Annotated in this window: 12 protein-coding genes; 9 read left to right on the top strand and 3 right to left on the bottom strand. The window is 63.9% G+C overall.

Annotated features, from left to right (window positions below; translation table 11 throughout):
• Positions 1–141 precede the first annotated feature (141 nt).
• From FFS45_RS00800 to FFS45_RS00775, 6 genes are all read left to right on the top strand, one after another.
• Entirely contained in the window at positions 142–1,176 is a 1,035-nt protein-coding gene (locus FFS45_RS00800; protein ID WP_137952786.1) for a M14 family zinc carboxypeptidase, read from the top strand.
• Positions 1,173–1,949 carry an alpha/beta hydrolase gene (locus FFS45_RS00795; protein WP_137952785.1) on the top strand — a complete coding sequence of 259 codons (777 nt, stop codon included), beginning with the start codon at positions 1,173–1,175 and terminating at the stop codon, positions 1,947–1,949. Before FFS45_RS00800 ends, FFS45_RS00795 begins: the two co-directional genes overlap by 4 nt.
• A 29-nt stretch (positions 1,950–1,978) precedes the next feature.
• The gene (locus FFS45_RS00790; RefSeq protein ID WP_171029528.1) at positions 1,979–2,536 is read left to right on the top strand and encodes a DUF3455 domain-containing protein; all 558 of its coding nucleotides are present in this window, start codon (positions 1,979–1,981) and stop codon (positions 2,534–2,536) included.
• 137 nt (positions 2,537–2,673) lie between these two features.
• A complete protein-coding gene (locus tag FFS45_RS00785) occupies positions 2,674–7,509 on the top strand; it encodes an NAD-glutamate dehydrogenase (protein ID WP_137952784.1) in 4,836 nt (1,611 codons plus the stop codon).
• Between the two features lie 96 nt (positions 7,510–7,605).
• Positions 7,606–8,670, top strand: a complete 1,065-nt coding sequence (gene selD / locus FFS45_RS00780; protein WP_137952783.1) for a selenide, water dikinase SelD — start codon at positions 7,606–7,608, stop codon at positions 8,668–8,670.
• Positions 8,671–8,677: 7 nt separating this feature from the next.
• Entirely contained in the window at positions 8,678–9,592 is a 915-nt protein-coding gene (locus FFS45_RS00775) for a cation diffusion facilitator family transporter (protein WP_137952782.1), read from the top strand.
• An 87-nt stretch (positions 9,593–9,679) separates the two neighbouring features.
• Here the strand turns inward: FFS45_RS00775 and FFS45_RS00770 are convergent, their stop codons facing one another.
• Positions 9,680–10,660, bottom strand: a complete 981-nt coding sequence (locus tag FFS45_RS00770) for an aldo/keto reductase (RefSeq protein WP_137952781.1) — start codon at positions 10,658–10,660, stop codon at positions 9,680–9,682.
• Between the two features lie 240 nt (positions 10,661–10,900).
• Here FFS45_RS00770 and FFS45_RS00765 point away from each other — a divergent pair, with 240 nt between their 5' ends.
• Complete coding sequence (locus FFS45_RS00765; protein ID WP_137952780.1) at positions 10,901–11,971, top strand: purine nucleoside permease; 1,071 nt, start codon at positions 10,901–10,903, stop codon at positions 11,969–11,971.
• Between the two features lie 114 nt (positions 11,972–12,085).
• Here FFS45_RS00765 and FFS45_RS00760 read toward each other — a convergent pair whose 3' ends face one another.
• Together FFS45_RS00760 and FFS45_RS00755 are read right to left on the bottom strand one after the other, a co-directional pair.
• Complete coding sequence (locus FFS45_RS00760) at positions 12,086–12,388, bottom strand: DUF4148 domain-containing protein (RefSeq protein ID WP_137952779.1); 303 nt, start codon at positions 12,386–12,388, stop codon at positions 12,086–12,088.
• A gap of 169 nt (positions 12,389–12,557) precedes the next feature.
• The gene (locus tag FFS45_RS00755) at positions 12,558–13,562 is read right to left on the bottom strand and encodes a LysR family transcriptional regulator (protein ID WP_137952778.1); all 1,005 of its coding nucleotides are present in this window, start codon (positions 13,560–13,562) and stop codon (positions 12,558–12,560) included.
• A gap of 193 nt (positions 13,563–13,755) precedes the next feature.
• On the opposite strand from FFS45_RS00755, the gene FFS45_RS00750 reads away from it, so the two are divergent.
• Entirely contained in the window at positions 13,756–14,619 is an 864-nt protein-coding gene (locus FFS45_RS00750; protein WP_137952777.1) for an alpha/beta hydrolase, read from the top strand.
• A gap of 52 nt (positions 14,620–14,671) precedes the next feature.
• Positions 14,672–15,892, top strand: a complete 1,221-nt coding sequence (locus FFS45_RS00745) for an efflux RND transporter periplasmic adaptor subunit (protein ID WP_137952776.1) — start codon at positions 14,672–14,674, stop codon at positions 15,890–15,892.
• Positions 15,893–15,919: the final 27 nt, after the last annotated feature.

Genomic DNA, 15,919 nt, shown 5'->3' with positions numbered 1-15,919 from the left:
CGTGCAGCGATGTGTCAGCCATGTGACACTAACTGCAGGGCGCACACGCCGTCATCTAATATTTGCCGCGAACAGGCTATATTGCTGAAGACAGCGCGTGTGCCGTCCCCAATAACCTTGCAAATCACATTCGGCGTCGCCATGCAGGCTCTCAGCTTTCTACCCGACAGCTTCGCGGAGTACGAGGATCTCAAGGCGATCCTCGACGCCGGCAGCGCTAGCTTCGAAGTCAACACGCTCTGCGAGGCGCACGTCCACGGCCGCACCTTTCCTGTGCTGACGGCGAGCATCGGCTCGAGCGATCCACAGGCGCCGGCCATCGGGTTTTTCGGCGGCATTCACGGCCTCGAGCGCATCGGCACGCAACTGGTGCTCGACTACATGCGCTCTTTGCTGTCGCGCCTCGAATGGGACGAGCTGCTGGTCAGGCAGTTGCAATCGATTCGTCTGATCTTTATGCCCATCTGCAATCCGGGGGGGATGTGGGCGGCCACGCGCGCCAATCCGAACGGCGTGGACCTGATGCGCAACGCGCCGCAGGACGCCGACGAGCGCGTGCCGTTGCTGGCGGGCGGCCAGCGCCTGGGCGCGTGGCTGCCGTGGTATCGCGGACGGCGCGGTGCGCCGATGGAAGTCGAGGCGGCCGCGCTGCTCAAGCTGGTGGATACCGAACTGGCCTCGCGGCCGCTCAGCTTCGCGCTCGATTGCCACTCCGGTTACGGCTGGCGCGACAGCATCTGGTTTCCCTATGCGCGCACACGCAAGCTGATGCCGCATCTGCCCGAGATGTTCGTGCTGAAATCGATGTTCGAGCGCGCCCATCCGCATCACGGCTACGCTTTCGAACCGCAGAGCCATCAATATCTGCTGCACGGCGATCTGTGGGACTGTGCCTATGACCGTGCGCCGGCGGAGCACGTATTTCTGCCGATGACGCTGGAACTCGGCTCGTGGCTGTGGATCAAGAAGAATCCGCGGCAACTGTTCTCGCGCCAGGGCATGTTCAATCCGGTGAAAGCGCACCGCACGGCACGGGTGCTGCGGCGCCATGCGAACCTGCTCGATTTCCTGACGCGGGCAGCGTTCGCCTCGCAGCGCTGGTTGCCGCAGGGCAGCCGGCGCCAGCAACTGCTGCATTACGCGATTCAACATTGGTATCGGGCGGCGGGTGCATGAGCACGTGGATCCTGTTGCGTGGACTCACGCGCGAGACGCGTCACTGGGGCCGCTTCCCGGCTGTCCTGCATGACGCGGTCAAGACCGACAGCTTGCTGCAGCTCGACCTGCCGGGCAACGGCGCGCTGATCGACCAGCGTGCGCCGGGCGAGGTGGCTGCGATGGTCGGCTTCGTGCGGGCGGCGGTAGAGCAAAGCAGCGTGCCCGGCCCGTACCGGGTGCTGGCAATGTCGCTCGGCGGGATGGTGGCGACCGCCTGGGCGCAGCAGCACCCCGGCGAGATCGAACGGCTCGTGCTGATCAATACGAGCATGCGGCCGTTCAGCCGCATGACGGAGCGTCTGCGGCCGCAGGCGTGGCCGGGGCTGCTGCGGGTGGCGGCCGACTGGCGCCGCGGCCACGAAGCCGAGGCGATCATCCACCGGCTGACCTGCAACCATGCCGAGGCGCGGGCGGACGATCTCGCCGCGTGGGTGGCGATTCGCGAGAGTGCGCCGGTGAGCCGCGCCAATGCGCTGCGTCAGCTATGGGCGGCGGCGCGCTTCAGTGCCGGCGCGAGCGTGCCGCGCTGCGCTACATTGATTCTGTCGTCGGCGCACGACCGACTGGTGAACCCGGTATGCTCGGCGAAACTGGCGGCAGCGTGGGGCGCGGCGCATATCCAGCATCCGTGGGCCGGCCACGATCTGCCGCACGACGATCCGGTGTGGACAAGCGAGGCCATCGGGGCGTGGTTGCCCGAGGCTGCGGACGCGCCGGGGAGAATGTTTTAGTGCGCGTTTTAAACTCAGGAGATCACTGCATGTCGTTAAGCTTTGCTTTGCACCGTACCCCGCTTCGCCGGATAGCGGGCGCTTTCACGAGTGTTGCGCTCGCGCTCGCCGGCAGCGCGGTTTGCATGAATGCCGCACTTGCACAAACCGAGGTTCCCGCTGCACTGACACCTGGCGAAGCGACCCACGTGATCGCTGCGCTCAAGGCAAGCGGCACGCAGATCTATGTCTGCAAGCGCGATTCGAACAATCAGCTTGCGTGGGTCTTCAAGGCGCCTAGCGCCGACCTGTACGACGCGTCGGGTCAACTGGTCGTGAAGCACGGCGCCGGACCTTCATGGGAAGCCACTGACGGCAGCAAGATCACCGGCAAGGTGCTGCAGCAGGCGCCGAATACCGATCAGCCTGGCAGCATCCCGCTTCTGCTGCTGCAGGCAAACAACGTCGGGGGCTCCGGCCTGCTCGCAACGGTGCGCTACGTCCAGCGGCTCGACACGCGCGGCGGCGTGGCGCCGAGCGGCCCGTGCACGCAGGAAGGCCAGGAAGGGCGCAGTCCCTATCTTGCGGAATACGTTTTTCTGGGCTGAGGCTGGGCATCCGGCTCGTCACCTAGGCGTAAACCTCAGCCTGAATTCGATGTGCGCGCGCACATCGAATTTCGCTTATCAGGCGCATAATTCGTGTCTCACGATGCAGTCGATTGCCGCCCGTTGTGGAGGAGATCATGCAAGCGAAGAACGAAGAATCCGTTGCGCATCTGCTGAACGACGTCATCGAATTCGCACGTGGGCGATTGCCGGAACCGGCATTCGCCGTCGTCGAACCTTTTTTGCGCCACTACTACGATTTCGTCGATGCCGACGATGTGCAAAGCCGCGCGATTGCGGATCTCTACGGCGCCGCGCTGGCACACTGGCAAACGGCGCAGCGTTTCGTTCCCGGCAGCGAACGGCTGCGCGTCTATAACCCCATTCTCGAGCAGCACGGCTGGCATTCCGACCATACGGTGGTCGAAATCGTCAACGACGACATGCCGTTTCTGGTCGATTCGGTTTCAATGGCCGTCAACCGGCTCGGGCTCGCGCTCCATTCGGTTGTGCATCCGGTATTCCGCATCTGGCGCGGCGCCGACGGCAGTATCGTGCGGGTCGGCCAGGGCGCCGAAGACGCGTCCGACACCCAGTCGCAACTCGCTTCCTTCATTCACTTCGAAGTGGACCGTTGTGGCGACGCGGCGAAGCTCGATGCATTGAGGGACGACATTGCCCGAGTGTTAGGCGACGTACGCGCCGCGGTGGAAGACTGGCCGAAGATCGTCGAGATCGCGCATGCCACCATCAAGGATATGAAACTGCGCGAGACCGGCGTGGAAGGCTCGGAAGCGCGTGCGTTCCTCGAATGGATGGTGGACAACCACTTTACCTTTCTCGGCCAGCGCGATTACGAGCTGGTCTCGCACGACGTCGGCTTCGGCCTGCGGCCGCAGCCGGATTCGGGACTCGGCATTCTGCGCGAGATGCTGCGGCCAGTGGGCGCCGCCGATGTCACGCCGCTGCCGGCCGCCGCCGCGCAGATCATCCACGGGGCCTGGCCGATTTTCCTGACCAAGGCGAATTCGCGCGCCACCGTGCATCGCCCCGGCTATCTCGACTACGTCGGTATCAAGCTCACCAATGCCGATGGCAAGACGATCGGCGAGCGGCGTTTCATCGGGCTGTATACGTCGACGGCGTATTTCGTCTCGGCGGCGGAGATTCCGATTGTCCGCCGCAAATGCGCCAACATCGTGCGGCGGGCCGGCTTTTTGCCGAAGGGGCATCTGGCGAAATCGCTGGTGACGGTGCTTGAAACCTATCCGCGCGACGAACTGTTCCAGGCCGAGGAGGACCAGCTCTACGATACCGCGCTCGGCGTGCTGCGGTTGCAGGAACATCAGCGCACGCGCCTGTTCGTGCGGCGCGACCGCTTTGACCGCTTCGTCTCGTGCCTTGTGTTCGTGCCGCGCGACAAGTACAACACCGATCTGCGGCGCCGCATCGCCAACCTGCTGACCGACGCGTTCAACGGGGCGAGCGTCGAGTTCACGCCCTTGCTGTCGGAGTCGACGCTCGCACGGATTCATTTTGTCGTGCACGCCGAACCGGGCGCCATGCCCGATGTGGACACCCGCGAACTCGAAGCGCGCCTCGTGCAGGTCACGCGCCGCTGGCAGGACGATCTGGCCGACGCGCTGATCGACGCGTTTGGCGAAGAGCAGGGCAATCGTCTGTTGCAGCACTACGCCGATTCGTTTCCGGCGGGTTACCGCGACGATTATCCGGCCCGCACGGCGGTGCGCGATATCGAACTGATCGAGCGGCTGCAAGGCGGCGAGCGGATTGCGATGAACCTGTATCGTCCAATCGAATCCGGGCCGCGCGCATTTCGTTTCAAGGTCTACCGGGCGGGGCAGCCGATTGCCTTGTCACGCAGTCTGCCGATGCTCGAACATCTCGGCGTGCGCGTCGACGAAGAGCGGCCCTATCTGATCGAAGCGCTCGATGCGACCGCGGCATGGGTCCATGATTTCGGCCTCGAACTCGCGGACGATACCGAGTTCGACATCGAGCGCGTGAAAAGCCTCTTTGAAGACGCGTTCGAGCAGGTCTGGACCGGCGCGATAGAAAGCGACGATTTCAACCGTCTCGTCTTGCGTGCCCATCTTGCGGCGCGCGAGGTGACGATCTTGCGCGCCTACGCAAAGTATCTGCGGCAAGTGGGCTCGACCTTCAGCGACGCGTATATCGAGCGTGCGCTGACCGGCAATCCCACGATTGCCCGCAAGCTCGTGGAACTGTTCGTGGCACGCTTCGATCCGCTGCTCGGGGATACGCGTGAGCAACGTGTCGAATTGCTGCTCAAGTGGATCGATACCGCCCTCGACCAGGTGCCGAATCTCGACGAGGACCGCATCCTGCGGCAGTTCCTCGGCGTCATCAAGGCGACCGAGCGTACCAATTACTACCGGCTCGATCAGGAGGGTCATCCGAAGCCCTACCTGTCGTTCAAGTTCAACCCGGCGCGTGTGCCGGGCTTGCCCGAGCCGAAGCCGATGTTCGAGATCTGGGTGTACTCGCCGCGGGTCGAAGGCGTGCATCTGCGTGGCGGACGCGTGGCGCGCGGCGGGCTGCGCTGGTCGGACCGGCGCGAAGACTTCCGCACGGAAGTGCTTGGCCTGATGAAGGCGCAGATGGTCAAGAATGTGGTGATCGTGCCGGTCGGCTCGAAGGGGGGCTTCGTCGTCAAGAACCCGCCGCCCGCAGGGGAGCGCGAAGCGTGGATGCGCGAAGGCGTTGCCTGCTACCAGACCTTCCTGCGCGGCCTGCTCGATCTGACCGACAACCTCGCCGGCAACGAGATCGTACCGCCGCCCGACGTGGTGCGGCACGACCCCGACGATCCGTATCTGGTCGTGGCCGCGGACAAGGGCACGGCGACGTTCTCCGACTACGCGAACGCCATTTCGCAGGAGTACGGTTTCTGGCTCGACGATGCGTTCGCTTCAGGCGGCTCGGTCGGCTACGACCACAAGAAGATGGCGATCACCGCACGCGGTGCGTGGGAATCGGTGAAGCGGCACTTCCGCGAGATGGGTGTGGACACCCAGGCGACGGACTTCTCGGTAGTCGGCATCGGCGACATGTCGGGCGACGTATTCGGCAACGGCATGCTGCTTTCGCCGCATATCAAGCTCGTGGCTGCGTTCGACCACCGGCATATCTTTCTCGACCCCAATCCCGATCCGGCGGCGAGCCTCGCGGAGCGCGGGCGCATCTTTATCCTCGAACGCTCCAGTTGGGCCGACTACGATCCTGCCTTGATCTTGGCCGGCGGCGGTGTGTTTCCGCGCACCGCCAAGACGGTCCCCGTATCGCCCGCCATGCAGGTGGTGCTCGGCATCAACGCGGCCGCGCTGCCGCCGAACGAACTGATTCGCGCGATCCTGCAGGCGCCGGTGGATCTGCTCTACAACGGCGGCATTGGCACTTATGTGAAGGCGAGCCGCGAAACGCATGCGCAGGTCGGCGACCGCACCAATGACGCGGTGCGCGTGAACGGCTCCGATCTGCGCTGCAAGGTGGTGGCGGAGGGCGGCAATCTCGGGCTCACGCATCTCGGGCGCATTGAATTTGCGCTGCATGGCGGCCGCATCAACACCGATGCAATCGACAATTCCGCCGGCGTGGATTGTTCGGACCACGAAGTCAACATCAAGATTCTGCTTGGCCTCGTGGTGTCGGACGGCGAGATGACCGAGAAGCAGCGTAACGCGCTGCTCGCCGATATGACGAGTGAGGTCGGTCTGCTGGTGCTGCAGGACAACTATTACCAGACCCAGGCGCTGTCGATTGCGGGCCGCTACAGCGTCGAACTGTTCGATGCGGAGACCCGTTTCATGCGCTGGCTCGAACGGGCAGGGCGTTTGAACCGGGTAATCGAGTTCTTGCCGAGCGACGAAGAAATTGCCGAACGCCAGGCTGCAAAGCAAGGGCTGACCTCGCCGGAGCGTGCGGTATTGCTCGCCTACAGCAAGATGTGGCTGTACGACGCGCTGCTCGAATCCGACATGCCGGAAGATCCGCTGGTGAGCGGCATGCTGATCGAGTACTTCCCGAAGCCGTTGCGGCATCGCTTCAGCGACCCGATGCACCGCCATCCGCTGCGGCGCGAGATTCTCGCCACCTATCTGACCAACGCGCTGGTCAATCGGGTGGGCTGCGAGTTCGTGCACCGGCTGATGGAGGAGACCGACGCGAGGCCAGGCGAGATCGTGCGTGCCTGCATCATGGCGCGCGACGTATTCGATCTCGACGAGGTGTGGCACAGCATCGACGCGCTCGACAACCGCGTGGCCGACGACGTGCAGGCGCGCATGTTCGTTGAAGTGGCGCGCCTGGTGGAACGGGCGGCGCTGTGGTTCCTGCGGCAATTGCAGTCCGGCGCGGTCAGTGACGTGCCGGCGCTGCTCGCCCGCTGCCGCGATGCCGCGCAGCGGCTGGCCTCGCAATGGCCGGCGCTGTTGCCGACCGCCGATCTGGATGCGTTGTCGGAGCGCCAGCGGATTCTGGTGGATGCGGGTGTCGATAGCGAACTGGCGGTGCGGGTAGCGAGCGGTGAAATCTCCGCGGCGCTGCTTGATATCGCCGAGGTGGCGGCCACCTGCAACACGCGTCTGGAACTGGTCGCGGGGGTCTATTTTGCGCTCGGCACGCAACTCAACTATGGCTGGATCGGCGAGCGCGCCAACTCGCTACCCACGCCGACACATTGGGACATGCTGGCGCGGGCCGCCGCGCTTGCCGAGCTGGCGCGCCTCAAACGCGCCTTGACGACGAGCGCGCTGAGCGGGGCGACGGAGGCATCGACGCCGGAGGAACGGGTCGAAAAATGGCAGGCGCAACGCGCGGCGCCACTTGAGCGTTATGCGCGCCTGCTTGCCGATCTGCGGGCTTCGGGGGGATCGAGCCTCTCGGTGTTGCTGGTGATCGTGCGCGAAATGGCGGTGCTGGAACGTGCCTGAGGGCGGCGCAGTTGGACGCGTGCCCCCCGGATTGCCCATAATAGCCATTCTTGCCATTTCATCCCGGGCGCCTTCAAGCCGCGCCCCGAACCCGCCATGACCGATCATGTTGCTTCGAACCCTGCCGTACCGCGCCTCACGAGCCTTTCGCACGGCGGCGGCTGTGGCTGCAAGATCGCGCCGGGCGTGCTGGCCGATCTGCTCAAACGCAGCGTGCCGCTGCCGGCCTTTCCCGACCTGCTGGTCGGCACCGAGACATCGGACGACGCGGCCGTGTACCGGTTGAACGACGAGCAGGCGATCATTGCCACCACCGACTTCTTCATGCCGATCGTCGACGATCCGTACGATTTCGGCCGTATTGCAGCAACCAATGCGCTCTCCGATGTCTACGCCATGGGAGGCAAGCCGATTCTCGCGCTGGCGCTGGTCGGCATGCCGATCAACGTGCTGCCGCACGACGTGATCGCGGCGGTGCTGCGCGGTGGCGAAGACATCTGCACCCAGGCCGGCATTCCGGTGGCGGGCGGTCATTCGATCGACTCCGTTGAACCGATCTACGGCCTCGCTGCGCTTGGCGTGATTCATCCGCAACGCATCAAGCGCAATGCGTCGGCACGCGCCGGTGACGTGCTGGTGCTCGGCAAGCCGCTCGGTGTCGGTGTGCTCTCGGCCGCCCTGAAGAAGAACCAGCTCGACGAAGCGAGCTATGCCGCGATGATTGCCAATACCACCAGGCTCAATCGTCCGGGTACCGAACTGGCCGCCTTGCCGGGAGTGCATGCGCTGACCGATGTAACGGGCTTCGGCCTGCTTGGGCATACGCTCGAACTGGCGCGCGGTGCGGGCCTTGCCGCTCATTTGCGTTATGCGGACCTGCCGTGGCTTGCCGGTGTCGAAGCGTTCGCCGACGCCGGTGTGATCACCGGCGCGTCGGGCCGCAACTGGGCTTCTTATGGCGAGAGTGTTGGCCTCGGGGCAGGGCTGCCTGAGCGGGCCCGCGCGCTGCTCACCGACCCGCAGACCTCGGGCGGCCTGCTGGTGTCCTGCGCACCCGATAGCGTGGATGAGGTGCTGGCGATCTTCCGCGCGGACGGATTCGATCGCGCCGCGGTGATCGGCGAGATGCGTGACGGCATCCCGCGCGTAGAAGTGGCGTAAGCGACCGATGAAAGAAGAATCGCCGAAGGCCATCTTTTACGCGCTCGCTGCCAACATCGGAATTGCCATTTGCAAGTTTGCCGCTGCCATCTTCACGCAGTCCGGTTCGATGTTCGCTGAAGCCATTCACTCCACTGCCGACTGCGGCAATCAGCTGCTCTTGCTGTTCGGCCTGCGCGAGGCGCGCCGGCCGCCGAGCCCGTTGCACCCGATGGGCGCCGGGCGTGAAATCAATTTCTACTCGCTGCTGGTGGCTCTGCTGCTGTTCTTCGTCGGCGGGGCGTTTTCCGTCTACGAGGGCGTGCACCGCTTGTTCGAGCATGAGCCGTTGGCGCATGCCTATGTGGCGCTGGTCGTGCTGGGTGTTTCCGTGGTGCTTGAAACCTTGTCGCTGATGGGCGCAGTCAGGGAAATTCGCAAGACCCATCCCGACAAATCCATGTGGCGCTGGTTTCGCGAAACGCGCGAATCGGAGCTGCTGGTGGTGGCCGGCGAGGACATCGCGGCGTTGGCGGGCCTTGCCATTGCGTTTGTGGCGGTGCTGCTGACAATGATTTCCGGCAATCCGATGTTCGACGCGCTCGGCTCGATCGGGGTCGGCCTGCTGCTGATGTTGATTGCCTTGCTGGTGGCGCGCGAAGTGAAGTCGATGATCGTGGGCGAATCGGCGAGCCCGGAAGTGCGTCGCGCCATTGAAGCGCATCTGCGCTCGCGTGCCGAGATTCGCGACATCATCAATATGATCACGCTGCAATGGGGTCGCGATGTAGTAGTTGCGGTGCAGGCGGAGATGATCGACTATCCGAGCGGCCGCGCGATGGTTGACGCGATCAATGTGGTCGAGGCCGATTTGCAGGCCACTTTTCCTCAGGTGCGCTGGGTGTTCTTCGAGCCTGAGGTGCCACGCTCTGAACGGGGCTGAGCGCCGCGCGCAGCCTGCGGCGATCATGCTCCTGTTTTAACGCGGAGTGGCACGCGCGGCGCCACTCCGCACCTTACCGCGCGCCGCTTACTTGAAGCCCGTCACCGCATGCGGCACATACAGTTCTTCAAGCTGCTGCACTTCTTCCGCGCTCAGTTTGAGCGAAAGCGCCGCAACCGCATCGTCGAGATGATGCGCTTTGGTGGCGCCGACAATCGGCGCGGTAATCACGCTCTTTTGCAGCACCCACGCCAGTGCGACCTGGGCACGCGGCACGCCGCGGCTTGCTGCAATCTCGCCGACCCGCTCGACGATGCGGCGGTCCGCGTCTTCGGTTTGCGCATAGAGCGAGCGGCCGAATTCGTCGGTCTCGGAGCGGGCGCTCGTGGTGTTCCAGTCGCGCGTAAGCCGGCCGCGCGCAAGCGGACTCCACGGAATCACGCCAATCCCTTCGCTTGCGCATAGCGGCAGCATCTCGCGCTCTTCCTCGCGGTACAGCAGGTTCACATAATTCTGCATGGTCACGAAGCGGGTCCAGCCATGCTGTTGCGCCACATGCAGCGCCTTCGAGAATTGCCACGCGTACATCGAGGACGCGCCGATATAACGCGCTTTGCCGGCCTTTACCACATCGTGCAGCGCTTCCATCGTCTCTTCGATCGGCGTGGTGTAGTCCCAGCGGTGGATCTGATACAGGTCGACGTAGTCGGTGCCAAGACGCTGCAGGCTCGCGTCGATCTGCGCCATGATCGCCTTGCGCGACAGGCCCATGCCATTGGGACCGGGTTGCATGCGGCCGTGAACCTTGGTGGCGAGCACGATCTCGTCGCGCCGCGCGAAATCCTTCAGCGCGCGGCCCACAATTTCCTCACTGGTGCCGTCCGAATACACGTTGGCCGTATCGAAGAAATTAATGCCAAGTTCGAGCGCCTGCTTGATGAATGGGCGCGCTTCGTTTTCGCCAAGCGTCCACAGATGATTGCCGCGTTCCGACACACCGTAACTCATGCAGCCGAGACAAAGGCGCGAGACATCGAGGCCGGTGCGGCCCAGTTTCACATAGTCCATCGTCATGCTCCTGTCAGTGATTGCGATTGCACACAGCGGAGCTTCGATCGGGACGAGCGATGCAAAGCCATCCCTTATCCACTCCGCATGTTCAGTTGAAGCATATGGGATTGTGGCGCAGACTTCACGGGCCAAGTGGCCGAAGCCGATTCGCCCAGCGATGATCCGGGCCCGGCCCGAAGGCAGTAAGACGTAGTAGAGCCCTCCCAATCCGCATAACAGAATAAAGGAAGGACACCGATGCTGACTCGTATTATCGCGGCAAGCGCCGCCCTCACTTTCGCGGCGTGCGCGGCTGTCTCGACTGTTCCGGCGCGCGCCGATGACGACACCGCAGCACAAAGCGCCGATGGTTCACACGGCCGCCCGGTCAAGGTGATGATCATTTCCATGTTCGGCCCGGAAGGCCAGGTCTGGCTCGATCATCTCGGACCTTGGCAAGACGTCGCCGTCGACGGTCTGTCTCCCGATTATCCAACTGTTCACTGCAACAGGCAGGACGTCTGCGTGATGACCACCGGCATGGGTCACGCCAACGCCGCCGCATCGATCATGGCGCTGACGTTCTCATCGCGTTTCGATCTGCGCCATACGTATTTCATGGTGGCGGGTATTGCCGGCATTGACCCTGAGCGCGGCACCGTCGGCTCGGCGGCGTGGGCCAAGTACCTGGTCGACTTCGGCATTCAGTGGGAACTCGATGGGCGCGAAATTCCGTCGAACTGGAACACGGGCTATCTTGGCATCAACACCAAGAGCCCGTCCGAAAAGCCGCCGCTCGACTACCGCACTGAGGTGTTCCAGCTCAATCCGCGGCTTGCGGACGCCGCGTTTGCGCTGTCGCGCAAGGTTACGCTTGCCGATAACGCACAGGCGCAAGCGGCGCGCGCCCACTTCAACTACGCGCCTGCCAATCTGCCGCCTTCGGTGATCCAGTGCGACACGCTCGCCGGCGACACCTGGTGGTCGGGCACGCTCATCGGCGAGCGCGCGCGCGACTGGACCAAACTGCTGACCGACGGCAAAGGCACCTATTGCACCACGCAGCAGGAGGACAACGCCACGTATGAGGCGCTCAAGCGCGCGGCCAGCGTGCATCGCGTCGACCTGAACCGGGTCGCCGTCCTGCGCGCCGGTTCAGACTTCGACAGGCCCTATTCGGGCCAGACGAGCGTCGACAATCTGCTGAACTACGCCGCGCAAGGCGGCTTCACGATTGCGGTCGACAACCTGTTTATCGCCGGCAATCCTCTGGTCCAGCAGATCGTGACCCACTGGAGCCAGTGGTGTGACGGCGTACCTCAGCCTTAACGGCTCGTTTCGCTCACTGCGCTCACGAGTGTTGCTGCTGCGGGCGGAACGGTGTCCACACGGGGGTGTCGGTATCCCAATGGTCGAGTTCTGAAGGGCTCATGATGGACTCCTTTATTCGCCGCGCGCCACGCTCGTGGTGCTGTCGCCGCCTTGGCCCTGTTCCGCCAGACGAGCTGCTTGACGCTGGCCTTCGAGGCTCAGGTTCGGGTAGGTGGTCTTGTTCAGCGAGGGCAAGGTGCCGTCGCGATAGGCCGTGACGATCTCGGCTTTCACCTCGGCGCGGCTGACCGTGCTGGCGCCCACCGGCGTGTCGCCGTAGGTGCCGGCGCGACCAATGCCACCACCGCCGGCTGCAAAAGCCGGTGCGCTGATGGCAACGGAAACAACCAGTGCTGCGAAGAGATTGCGCTTCATGATTCACTCCTGTCGATTCGTTTGCGGCGCACTGTGGCGCTGCGACAGGGTGAAATGTAGGCTTCGGCGAGGGGAGGATAAACCGCCGATCGGCGAAATGAATTGTCGTGAATTCAGAACAATCGCGGCGCAGGGGCCGCGATTGCCGTCATGCAAATTGCGGGGCGGATCAGGCGACCCACTCCGTCAGCACCGGCGTATCGAGCGACGGCGCGGATTCGCGCTCTTCCAAGGTGCGTTTCGTGCAAGGCGTGTCGAGACTGCAGCGGCCGCTCAACAGCGGGCAGCGATCGAACAGCTCCGCAATCCAGTCGACGAACACGCGCACTTTCGGCGACAGATGCCGGCTGTGCGGATAGACCGCCGAAATCGGCATGGGCAGCGGCTTGATGTCAGGCAACACCTCGACTAGCTGGCCCGATTGCAGATGCGGCAGCACCATGAACAGCGCCGGCTGGATCAGGCCGAAGCCTTCGAGACCGCAGGTGACATAGGCATCTGCGTCGTTGACCGACACCGTGCCCTTCATCTTCACCTCGATTTCCTTGCCGTCCACCTTGAAGGCCCAGTCGAGCACGCGTCCGGTGCGGCTCGAAAAATAATTCACCGCGCTGTGAGCGTCGAGATCGTCGAGCGTGCGCGGGATGCCGTACTTCTGCAGATACTCGGGCGCGCCGCACGTCACCCCTTCGAAGATGCCGATGCGCCGCGCCACCAGCGACGAATCCTGCAGCGCGCCGACCCGCACCACGCAGTCCACACCCTCTTGCAGCAGGTCGACCGGGCGGTCGGTCAAACCGAGCTGCAGATCGATATCCGGGTAGCGAGTGTGGAATTCGCACAGGGAAGGGATCACCAGCAGCCGGCCGATCGAGCCCGGCATGTCGATGCGCAGCTTGCCGTGCGGCTTCTTGTTGCCGCTCTGGAAACTGGCCTCGGTCTCCTCGACGTCCGCGAGAATGCGCACGCAGCGCTCGTAGTACGCAGCGCCGTCCGGCGTGAGCGACAGGCGGCGCGTCGTGCGGTGCATGAGGCGCGTGCCGAGGAACGATTCCAGATTCTGGATGATGGTGGTGACCGAGGCGCGCGGCAGATCGAGCGTTTCCGCGGCACGGGTGAAGCTATTGGTGTCGACGACACGGGTGAACACTTGCATGGCCTGAAGACGGTCCATGGCTAACCTCCAAAAGGGGCTGGCGGCTCGTGCAGCCAATCGGCAAGGCACGGATTAGTCGGGTTTGACCGGGCCGTGGATTCGATTGTTTGGGCGAGCCGAATTGTGTTGCCGGATTATAGGCATTTATTTAGGAGTCTGCCGAACTCACAATTCGCATCATTCCAGTTTTGAGCGTATTGCGCCGTTCGATATGAATGCATTCAAACCGCCGTACTCCTTGATGCCGTCTGGCGCCGCCGAGGTGACAGATGCACCGTCCGCACGCACGGCACTCGACGTGACCGACGTGACGATAGAGGGGCACGCGCAGGACATCACCTTGCGTTTGTATCGGCCAGCCGGCAAAAGCGCGTTGCCTGTGCTGCTTTATTTTCACGGCGGCGGCTTTGTGCGCGGCTCGCTTGACCATGCCGACTTCGCGGCACGCTATTTCGCAGAGCACTTACCGGCGCTGGTCGTCTCGGTGGGTTATTCGCTCGCGCCGCAGTTTCCGTTTCCCGCCGCGCCTGAAGACGCGCACCGCGCGGCCCTGTGGGTGCAGACCCGGGCGCGGGCGTTTGGCGGCAACACCAAATATATCGGCGTGAGCGGGCACGACGCCGGCGGGCAACTGGCCAATTGCCTGAGTTTTATTGCCCGCGACCGCGGCGACGTGCGCATCAGCGCCCAGGCGCTCTTCGGTCCGATGCTGGACCCAAGCCTGACGCGCCTCGGCGACGAATCGCGGCTGCGCTCCGACATCACCGCCAAGGAGTGCGCCGCCTGCTATCGCGCGTATCTGCCGCAAGCCTCGCAGCGCATGCACCCGTATGCCGCGCCGCTCGAAGCGTCGCGCCTGGCGGGGCTGCCCGCCACGCTGATTGCGACCGCGCAAAACGACGTGCTGCACGTCGAGGCCGAGAAATATGCCAGCAACCTGATCGGCGCGGGCGTGCTGACCCAGGTCGTGCGTTACCCGAGCGTGTCGCATGCCGCGCTGGCCGACCATCCGGCCGCGCTGCAGGAGGCCGTGCGTTTTTTCGAGTGCCGCTTCGACCTGCGCACGCCCCGATAACCCCATTTCAATCCAACTAAGCAATCTAACTAACTGAAGCCGGGAGCCATTCATGTCTATTTTTCCAACTTCGCGTCCTCGTTTGGCGCTAGCCGTTCTGACCGTTGTGGTGATTGCCGGGCTGGCGACGTTCGGCGCGATTCGCGTCGACGCAAGCTCGCCCGCGCAGTCCGCGCCGACCATCGTGCCGGAAGTGGATGTGGCGGCGGTGGTCGAGAAGACCATCAGCGACTGGCAAACCTATTCGGGGCGCCTTGAAGCCATCGAGAAGGTCGAGGTACGTCCGCAGGTGTCGGGCACGATCGTCTCGGTGAACTTCAAGGACGGTGCGCTCGTCAAGAAGGGCGACACGCTGTTTGTGATCGATCCGCGCCCGTATCAGGCGGAAGTCGACCGCGCAGCCGCGCAACTGGCCGCTGCGCAAGCGCAGGCGGGCTATACGCAGAGCGACTGGGAGCGCGCGCAACGCCTGATCGGCGACAACGCAATCGCCAAGCGCGACTACGACGAGAAGCAGAACGCCGCGCGCGGCGCGAGCGCCAACGTCAAGGCTGCGCAGGCGGCGCTCGAAACGGCGCAGATTAACCTTGGCTACACCAAGGTTATTGCGCCGGTCTCGGGCCGCGTCTCGCGCGCCGAAATTACCCTGGGCAACGTCGTTTCCGCCGGTGCAAGCTCGCCGCCGCTGACGACGCTGGTGTCGGTCTCACCGATCTACGCCTCGTTCGATGCCGATGAGCAGACCTACCTGCAATACATCGGCCGCGAAAAAGACGGCACCAAGGTGCCGGTGCAACTGGGCCTCGCCGACGAGTCGGGCTACTCGCGCAATGGCGTGATCGATTCGGTCGACAACCAGCTCGACACCTCGTCGGGGACGATCCGCGTGCGGGCGCGCTTCGACAACCAGGACGGCACGCTGATTCCGGGCCTGTACGCCCGCATCAAGGTGAGCGGCAGCGCGCCGCATCCGGCGCTGCTGATCGACGATGCCGCGGTGGGCACCGATCAGGACAAGAAGTTCGTGTTCGTGGTCGACAAGGACGATCACGTTGCTTACCGCGAAGTGTCGCTTGGCGCGATGCAAGGCAGCCTGCGCGTCGTCAAGTCGGGTCTGCAAAGCGGCGACCGGATCGTTGTCAACGGCACGCAGCGGGTGCGTCCGGGCGAAACGGTGCGCGCTCATGCGGTGCCGATGAACGGCGACGACGCGGCGGACAGCGCGTCGGTAGCACAGACGCAGGGACGTGCGAAAGCGCAGAACAACTCGTGAGCCCAGTGCTTAACGGTTGTGTCTTGC

The sequence above is a fragment of the Burkholderia sp. 4M9327F10 genome, from assembly GCF_005503145.1.
Lineage (GTDB): Bacteria > Pseudomonadota > Gammaproteobacteria > Burkholderiales > Burkholderiaceae > Paraburkholderia.
This window is presented reverse-complemented; position numbering and strand designations above follow the sequence as displayed.